The following is a 6,841-nucleotide window of genomic DNA, read 5'->3' on the forward strand; positions in this document are numbered from 1 at the left end:
TGTAGCGCGCCACTTGCTTTTGGAGTGGTCGCCACTTGGTTCTGGAGCATGGTAGCCCGCCTCTGAGAGGGGTCTCAAGGTGCCCTGACGGGGGCTTGAGATCATCCTGAGATGAGCAGCTCGGCGGCGGGGTGGTTGTGGCCCCGGCCGCGTACCGAGTAGGTGGTCTGGACCTCCTCGATGTCGGCCCAGGCGTACAGCTCGCGGACCTCGGGCACATCGTTCATCGACAGGATAAAGCCACCCCCCAGCTGCTTGAGGGCCGCTGCGAGGCGGGTGTGGTCGGCCCGCGAGAAGAGCTCCCGGCCGTAGTAGGCCTCGGTCCCCCAGTACGGTGGGTCCACGTAGAACAGGGTTTCCGGCCGGTCGTAGCGGTCCAGGAACGCCGCGAAGGGGAGGCACTCGATCACCACCCCGGCCAGGCGCTCGTGCAGCTCCTCGAGGCGCGGCCCCAGGGCGTTGAGGTTGAAGCGGGCCGGCCGGGTGGCCTCGACGCCGAACGTCCTCGAGGCCACCTTGCCGCCATACGAGAGGCGTTGCAGGTAGAGGAATCGGGCGCTGCGCTCGAGATCGGTCAGGGTGTCGGGGTCGGCCGCCTTCAGGCGCTCGAACTCCGACCGCGCGGTGATCTGGAACCGCAAGGTGTCCATGAACTGGGGATAGTGGCGCTGCAGCACCCTGAAGAAGGTGGCCACGTCGCGCGAGCCATCGTTGATGACCTCCACCTTGGCCGCCGTCCGCCGGCGCAGGAACACGCCGCCCATGCCGACGAAGGGCTCGGCGTATGTGGCGTGGGGGATGGCCTCGATGCGCTCGATGATCCTGGCCGCGAGGGCTCGCTTCCCGCCGACGTAGGGGGCGACGGGGGTGGTCGGGGTGACGGAACGAGTCGACTCCATGCTGAGCTACGTCCTAGGATTGCCCCGCCCTCGAGGGCGGCGGGGCGGCTTTGCCGTGGGCGTTACCGGCGCCCGGTTCGGGGTGCGTCAACACCCCGGCCCCCGCTCTCAGGCGGGCGGGGGAAGAGCGGCGATGGCGGCGGCGAGTTCCTCCGGCTGGCGGTCGTCGGCCTCCTCGATCCAGTAGCACCACGGACAGGGGCCGCCGCCACAGGGGCCGTCGGCCGACTCCCGTCGGCGACAGACGGCGACCCGGCCGCCAGAGTCTCGGGCGGCACCCAGGGCCTCGGCCAGGTTGTCGTGGGTGCTCTCGGTTTCGCGGTACCGGGGACCCATCAGAGCTCCTTCAGGATGATCTCGATGGACCGGCTCCACGCCACCTCGCCGGCGCCGGCGGGGTGGATCAGGCGCAGGCGGCAGGTGACCAGCAGGCGCTGTTGCGCGACGCCGGTCAGCTCCCCGCCAGTGATCCAGGCGGCCGTCACCGCCCCATCGCGCTGGGTGTGGGCCAGGGTCAGGCCCTCGGGCACCGCCCACTCGGCCCCCAGGATGTCGGCCTCGGTGCGGCCCTGGGCGGCCAGCTTGGGCCCCCAATCGAGCGCCACCTGGTCGGTGTCGCCGGGGCCGAGGTCGTAGGTGGCCAACGGCATGGCCCTACTCCACCGGTTCGCCTGCGGCCGTATCGCCGGCGACGTGCAGGGTCGCCCCGTCCACGTCGAGCACCGACGCTCCCGCCGGCACGGTGCGCCGCACCCAGATCGGCACCACCGAGCCGGCCGGGACATCGCCCACGGCCAGGGGCGCGCCCTCGGTCGGCTCCGACCAGGACACACCACTGGGGACTGTCGACTCGTCGGCCACGACCTGGGCCGTGCCGTCGATCCCGGCCGGATCGAGGCCCAGCGAGATGGTCGTCTGGACGCCACCCGGGCGAACCACCCAGACGGCGGCGGCCTCCAGGGTCAGCGAGCCGTGGCCGTTCTCCAGGTAGATGCAGCGGTACTCGATGTCGCCGGCGGCCGACTCGCTGCCGGTGACCAGATCGAGCAGGCTGGCCGGCGCGGCGGTCGCGCTGGCCTCGCCGCCCAGGCTGGCCGCCGGGTCGGCGTTGGCCGAACCGCCGGACAGCAACCAGGTGATGTCGCTCGAGGTGATGGGCATGATGGCCTTCTCCTATGGGACGGCGATGCGCCGGGGGCGGTCCGCCACCGTGGCGCGGCGGCAGGGGGTGGCGGACGCGGCCGCCAGGCGGGGCACGTCGGGCACCGGAGTCCGGGCCGGCTGACTGACCACGCGGGCCCGGGCCGCCAGGCCGGGGACGCGGATGATCCGCGCCGGATCGATGTCGACGAAGGTCGGAGGCTCGCCACCCGGCCCCTGCACCGCCCAGACCCAGGTCCGGACCACCACCACCCGGCCACGGACGGGCCAAGCCAGGGCGCGGCTGGCGGCCGTGCGCTCGCGGATCGCCCAGTTGAGGGTCCGGGCCGCCGTCGCCCGGCCACGGACGGGCCAGGACAGGGCGCGGCTGGCGGCCGTGCGCTCGCGGATCGCCCAGTTGAGGGTCCGGGCCGCCGTCGCCCGGCCACGGACGGGCCAGGACAGGGTGCGGCTGGCGGCCGTGCGTTCGCGGATCGCCCAGTCGAGGGTCCGGGCCGCCGTCGCCCGGCCACGGACGGACCAGGTCATGGCGCGGCTGGCGGCCGTGCGCTGGCGGATCGCCCAGTCGAGGGTCCGGGCCGCCACCGCCCGGCCACGGACGGGCCAGGTCAGGGCGCGGCTGGCGGCCGTGCGCTCGCGGATCGCCCAGTCGAGGGTCCGGGCCGCCGTCGCCCGGCCACGGACGGGCCAGGACAGGGCTCGGCTGGCGGACACCTTCTCGCGCACGGCCCAGGCCAGGCCGAGCGAGGCGGTCACCCGCTGGCGGCCGGCCGGGTAGTAGAGCAGCGAGTAGTTGGCGGCCGACTGGATCACGGCCCGGCCCCCAGAAGGGCGGCCCGCTCAATACGCAGGGTGTCGGCCTCGGCCTCCAACCCGGCGAGCCGGGCGACGTCTTCGGCCGGCGGCGGGTTGCCCGCCGCCATAGCCAGGGCGATGGCCCCACCGGGCCGCGATCTCAGTCCGTCGATCTCGGCCAGCCGGCGGTCGATCTGATCCACCCGCCAGGCTGGCCACTCGGCCTCGTACTGGGCGGCCCGGGCGGCCTCGAGCGGCTCGGCGCCGGCCTCGGGCGCGTCGGTCCGGACAATCTCGTAGTCCCGGCCGCCTACCCGCCTGATGCAGAAGTGTCCAGGGCGCTTCGCGGCGGGGTCAACCATCTCATGTTGGTACCACATGGCCGTTCCTACGCTGTCTTCGTGTAGAACAGGAACACGACGAACTGTTTGTCCGAGTAGTTGCCTTGGCTGGCTACCCGAATCTGGCCGCCGATGTAGCCTAGGTAGACGGCGTTGCCCAAATTCCAGGGATGGCTGAACGGGATGGGGAACACGTCGCCGGTCGACGGGTTGACGAAACAGCCCCGCATATCGACGAATGTGTTGAGGCCCTCGATCCCGTGATCCACATTCTTGTTGCCGTTGTTCGGCCCGGCGCCGACGTCCAGCGCCTTGCAGTACACCGGCGATCCCTCGTAGGTGTCCCCCGTCGCCACCTCGACTCCGAGCGCGAGGGTCACTCCTGGCTGGGGCCAATTGCTCATATTGATCTCACCGACCAGGGGAACGTCCGCCCGGTGCCCGCGCCCTGCTCGAGGCTGGCCCGCCAGTGCCCCACGGCGAGCACGGGCAGGCTGATCAGCAGGGGCGTCGCCACCGGGCCGGCCCAGGTGGCCTCGTAGGCCAGGGCCTCGGGGTCGGCGGCGCCGGCCCGGCCGTACAGGCGCAGGGTCACCGCGTCGCCCGCCGCCAGCGCCGAGGCGTCGACCACCAGCTGATACGTGCCGGGGTTGCTCAGTGTCGCCAGGGTGTGTTCCGTGCCTACGACGGCTGGAGTGGCCCCGCTGGTCACCTCGGCCGCCATCAGGGCCACTCCAGCCCGGCGGGGATGGCCAGGGCCTCGGCGTCGGTGACGGCGGCGCGGATCGCCGTTTTGGCGGCGAGCCGGATCGCCTCGATCTGCGCCGCGACCGCCTCCCAGGCGTCGGCGTTGGCGATGATGGTTTGCGCGGCACCCAGAACCGATCCGGCCTGGGAAGGGATGTCGCAAGCGAGCATCGGCCAGTCGGCCGGGTCGGGCGGGTTGGATTCGCTATGAGCGGACAAGCAGGCGCGGGCCGCTGCCTCCTTGCGCTGGTAGGTCAGCGCCTGACCACTGCCCGGCGTCAGATACCGGTTGCGGGCCGCCTCGGCCGCCGCATCCACCTCGGCACACAGGCGCTCGCGCAGGTCGGGGATGGGCGACGTGGCCGGCGTCACCAGACCGGACTCGGCGTCCCAGGTGCCACCGCCGGTCGCCACCACCAGCCGGGGGTCGTACTCAGCCACCACCGGATGCCAGCCGGCCAGCTCGGCCAGCGTGTCGTCCGGCCAGTGCGCACAGCCGACCCGCCGGGCCGTGCCGTCGAGCAGGTCCACCTGCGAGGGCCGCCCCTGAGGGAGGCCCTGAGGCTCGCCGGAGAGCAGTCGCATGTACAGCGTCATAGCCACCTCACTCCAGATTCTCGATAAACTCGGCCTCGACGATGTTGGTGCCGTACCCAACATTCCCCGACAGGGCGGCCATCCGCAGCCGCGCCGCCCGCGCCGGGATTGGCTCGGCGACGTCGATCACCACGGGCGTCGCGTCGTAGGAGTCGGCCGGCGGCCGAGACAGCCCCTCGATCCGGCCGATCTCGATCCACGTCGCGAGGTTGTCGCTGATCTCCAGGGCCAGTGTGGCCGGCCACGCACTGTTGTTGGACTGGTTCCAGGCTCGACGGCACGTCGCGCGCCTGATCCGGGGCCGGGCGGTGACCCAATCCCAGCCGATGTAGGTGTCGGCGCTGGCCGGCTGTTCCGACCACCAGGAGGAGGCCCAGGAGACGATGTTATCGAAGGCGTTCTCCGGCGGCCAGGAGGGCGCCCCGCTGGCGATCACCTCGCCGGTGCCCAGATTGGTGATGTCGCCGATCAAACCAGGGAACGCCGCCGCCACCGGACGCACGCTCACCTGCTGGGGGCTGAGGATGGGCATCAGACCGCCTCCGCCGCGAGGGTCATGCGCAGGCGCTGGCCGGCGATGATGCTGCCAACCTGGGTCACGCGCCAGGTCAGTCGGTCGCCGGCCGACAGCACCACCCCGGCCGGGGTGGTCAGCGTGCCCGGCGTGCCCACGTAGGCGCCGGCGGCGATGACCGGTCGGATCGCGTAGATCGACGCTCCATTGACCAGCACGTCCACCTCCAGGTCGGCGCCGGTGGGCGCCACCTCGGCGTGGAGCCGCTCGCCGGTCACCAGCACGGCGCGGGCCAGAATGACGGCGCCGTAGGTCTGGACGGCCAGGTCCTCTCCCGCGCCATCCGCCCCCCACCCGGCGACCCAGGCGATGTCCAGGGGCACGCCGCCGACCGCATCGGCGATCATCTGCTGGATGGCCTGGCGGAGCTGGGTCAGATCAGCGCCATCGGGATCCAAGCCGGCGTGCTCGATCACCTCCAGGATCTCGCGCTGGGGGTGTTCGAAGGCGGCGGCCGGCGGGATCGAGCCCCCGATCCCCAGGGCCGGGTTGGCGTTCACGTAGCCCCGGTCAGGATCGCCCGTGTCGCCGTTGAGGGGTGGTTGATAATCCACGATCTACACTCCTTCGTACCCGACAATGAGGCCGGACTGGGCCGGCTTGAGCTTGTGCAGCCGGCACTCCAGGTCTCCCGCCCGGCTGATCTTGGCCAGAGGGTCGACACCGCACCGGCCGAGCCCGGCGCGAAACCACGTCACCCGAGGGCCCAGCACCCGCACCGACCACCAGTGGCGCAGGCTCGGCGGGCCGATGGGATGGGTGCCGCCGGCCTGGGAGTGCCCACAGACGAACGGCCGGTACTCGGTCAATTCGATCTCGTAGCCCAGGGCCTCGGCGAGGCCCTGAAAATAGGCCACCGACTGCCCGCCCCGGGCGGTCAGTCGGCCGACCACGGCGGCGCGGCGCTCCTCGATGGTGGTGGCCCGGCCGGCCGAGCAGGTGTCGGGCAACCCACACACCCGCTCCCAGTCGGGCAGCAGCTCCAGGGTGGTGCGCGGATCGGCCTCCTCGACCAGGGCCAGGGCGCGGGCGTGCAGCCGGGCCAGCCCCTCGGCCGCCGCCGCCAGCAGGCGGGTCAGCGTGGCGCCGGGATCGCGCGGCCAGGCGCTGCCGGTCGGCAGCAGGGCCTGGAGCTGGGTCAGGTAGTCGGCGCTCAGCCCCATGTTATGGCCCCCATCACGGCGATCTCGCCGGTCCCGTGGGTGACGTTGGCGGCCGGGCTGACCACCACGTGGTCGTGCTCGCCGGCGGCCAGGGAGACGGCCTCGCGCAGGTGGGACAGCAGGATGGTCCCGCCGGGCTCGGCCTGACGACGGATCAGGTCGGCGATCTCGGCCTCGATGGCGGCGCGCACCGCCGGCGTGTCGGGGTCGAGGCCGCTGATTTCCACATCGAGCGGCACCGCCACCGGGGCGACGACGAAGACTTCGGCGGTGACCGGCCGCACCGCGTCCAGGTGAGCCTGGACGGCGGCCACGGCGGGGCCGTCCGGAATGTCGCCGCCCACGGTCAGAAAGCGGACCGTCACCGTGCCGAGGCCCAGCTCGCCCGGCGCGACCCACACCGGCGCTTCGCCCCCGATCACCTCGCGGGTCCAGGCGATGTAATCGGCGCGGCTGCCGCCGTGCGGCGGGGCCTGGATGCGGGCCAGCAGGCGGGTGCGCAGGCCCTCGTCGGACTCGGTGTCCACACCGCCGGTCAACGCCTCGGCCACCTGCCCGGCCGAA

At 72.5% G+C, this 6,841-nt stretch carries 13 protein-coding genes; all 13 read right to left on the reverse strand.

From position 1 onward, the window contains the following. Window positions 1-101: 101 nt before the first annotated feature. Complete coding sequence (locus BLR95_RS14720; RefSeq protein ID WP_092621910.1) at window positions 102-899, reverse strand: DNA adenine methylase; 798 nt, start codon at window positions 897-899, stop codon at window positions 102-104. A gap of 108 nt (window positions 900-1,007) precedes the next feature. Further along, a complete protein-coding gene (locus tag BLR95_RS14725) occupies window positions 1,008-1,235 on the reverse strand; it encodes a hypothetical protein (protein ID WP_092621912.1) in 228 nt (75 codons plus the stop codon). Beyond that, window positions 1,235-1,549 (reverse strand): phage fiber-tail adaptor protein, encoded by a 315-nt coding sequence (locus BLR95_RS14730; protein ID WP_092621914.1) that lies wholly within the window; start codon window positions 1,547-1,549, stop codon window positions 1,235-1,237. The genes BLR95_RS14725 and BLR95_RS14730 overlap by 1 nt, the downstream gene beginning before the upstream one ends. 4 nt (window positions 1,550-1,553) lie before the next feature. Next, complete coding sequence (locus BLR95_RS14735) at window positions 1,554-2,060, reverse strand: hypothetical protein (RefSeq protein WP_092621916.1); 507 nt, start codon at window positions 2,058-2,060, stop codon at window positions 1,554-1,556. Between the two features lie 12 nt (window positions 2,061-2,072). Then, complete coding sequence (locus BLR95_RS14740) at window positions 2,073-2,873, reverse strand: hypothetical protein (protein ID WP_092621918.1); 801 nt, start codon at window positions 2,871-2,873, stop codon at window positions 2,073-2,075. Next, window positions 2,870-3,217, reverse strand: a complete 348-nt coding sequence (locus tag BLR95_RS14745) for a hypothetical protein (RefSeq protein ID WP_143131034.1) — start codon at window positions 3,215-3,217, stop codon at window positions 2,870-2,872. Before BLR95_RS14745 ends, BLR95_RS14740 begins: the two co-directional genes overlap by 4 nt. A 26-nt stretch (window positions 3,218-3,243) precedes the next feature. Further along, window positions 3,244-3,600, reverse strand: coding sequence for a hypothetical protein (locus BLR95_RS14750; protein WP_143131035.1), 357 nt, complete (start codon window positions 3,598-3,600; stop codon window positions 3,244-3,246). Beyond that, a complete protein-coding gene (locus BLR95_RS14755) occupies window positions 3,597-3,920 on the reverse strand; it encodes a hypothetical protein (RefSeq protein WP_092621924.1) in 324 nt (107 codons plus the stop codon). Before BLR95_RS14755 ends, BLR95_RS14750 begins: the two co-directional genes overlap by 4 nt. Next, window positions 3,920-4,540 carry a hypothetical protein gene (locus BLR95_RS14760; RefSeq protein WP_092621926.1) on the reverse strand — a complete coding sequence of 207 codons (621 nt, stop codon included), beginning with the start codon at window positions 4,538-4,540 and terminating at the stop codon, window positions 3,920-3,922. The genes BLR95_RS14755 and BLR95_RS14760 overlap by 1 nt, the downstream gene beginning before the upstream one ends. Window positions 4,541-4,547: 7 nt before the next feature. Then, entirely contained in the window at window positions 4,548-5,072 is a 525-nt protein-coding gene (locus tag BLR95_RS14765) for a hypothetical protein (RefSeq protein ID WP_092621928.1), read from the reverse strand. Then, entirely contained in the window at window positions 5,072-5,668 is a 597-nt protein-coding gene (locus tag BLR95_RS14770) for a hypothetical protein (protein WP_092621930.1), read from the reverse strand. Before BLR95_RS14770 ends, BLR95_RS14765 begins: the two co-directional genes overlap by 1 nt. A gap of 3 nt (window positions 5,669-5,671) precedes the next feature. Continuing rightward, window positions 5,672-6,277: a YmfQ family protein gene (locus tag BLR95_RS14775; RefSeq protein WP_092621932.1), complete on the reverse strand. Its 606-nt coding sequence runs from the start codon at window positions 6,275-6,277 to the stop codon at window positions 5,672-5,674. Beyond that, a partial coding sequence (locus BLR95_RS14780) for a baseplate J/gp47 family protein (RefSeq protein ID WP_176787895.1) occupies window positions 6,268-6,841 on the reverse strand: 574 nt, incomplete at its 5' end. The genes BLR95_RS14780 and BLR95_RS14775, both read right to left, overlap by 10 nt.

The organism is Roseospirillum parvum, assembly GCF_900100455.1.
Lineage (GTDB): Bacteria > Pseudomonadota > Alphaproteobacteria > Rhodospirillales > Rhodospirillaceae > Roseospirillum > Roseospirillum parvum.

What these genes read in the sequence shown, in the direction of transcription:
- BLR95_RS14745 (WP_143131034.1), bottom strand. Translation starts at nt 3,217, where the DNA reads ATGGTTGACCCCGCCGCGAAGCGCCCTGGACACTTCTGCATCAGGCGG.
- BLR95_RS14775 (WP_092621932.1), bottom strand. Translation starts at nt 6,277, where the DNA reads ATGGGGCTGAGCGCCGACTACCTGACCCAGCTCCAGGCCCTGCTGCCG.
- BLR95_RS14760 (WP_092621926.1), bottom strand. Translation starts at nt 4,540, where the DNA reads ATGACGCTGTACATGCGACTGCTCTCCGGCGAGCCTCAGGGCCTCCCT.
- BLR95_RS14720 (WP_092621910.1), bottom strand. Translation starts at nt 899, where the DNA reads ATGGAGTCGACTCGTTCCGTCACCCCGACCACCCCCGTCGCCCCCTAC.
- BLR95_RS14765 (WP_092621928.1), bottom strand. Translation starts at nt 5,072, where the DNA reads ATGCCCATCCTCAGCCCCCAGCAGGTGAGCGTGCGTCCGGTGGCGGCG.
- BLR95_RS14755 (WP_092621924.1), bottom strand. Translation starts at nt 3,920, where the DNA reads ATGGCGGCCGAGGTGACCAGCGGGGCCACTCCAGCCGTCGTAGGCACG.
- BLR95_RS14735 (WP_092621916.1), bottom strand. Translation starts at nt 2,060, where the DNA reads ATGCCCATCACCTCGAGCGACATCACCTGGTTGCTGTCCGGCGGTTCG.
- BLR95_RS14725 (WP_092621912.1), bottom strand. Translation starts at nt 1,235, where the DNA reads ATGGGTCCCCGGTACCGCGAAACCGAGAGCACCCACGACAACCTGGCC.
- BLR95_RS14750 (WP_143131035.1), bottom strand. Translation starts at nt 3,600, where the DNA reads ATGAGCAATTGGCCCCAGCCAGGAGTGACCCTCGCGCTCGGAGTCGAG.
- BLR95_RS14730 (WP_092621914.1), bottom strand. Translation starts at nt 1,549, where the DNA reads ATGCCGTTGGCCACCTACGACCTCGGCCCCGGCGACACCGACCAGGTG.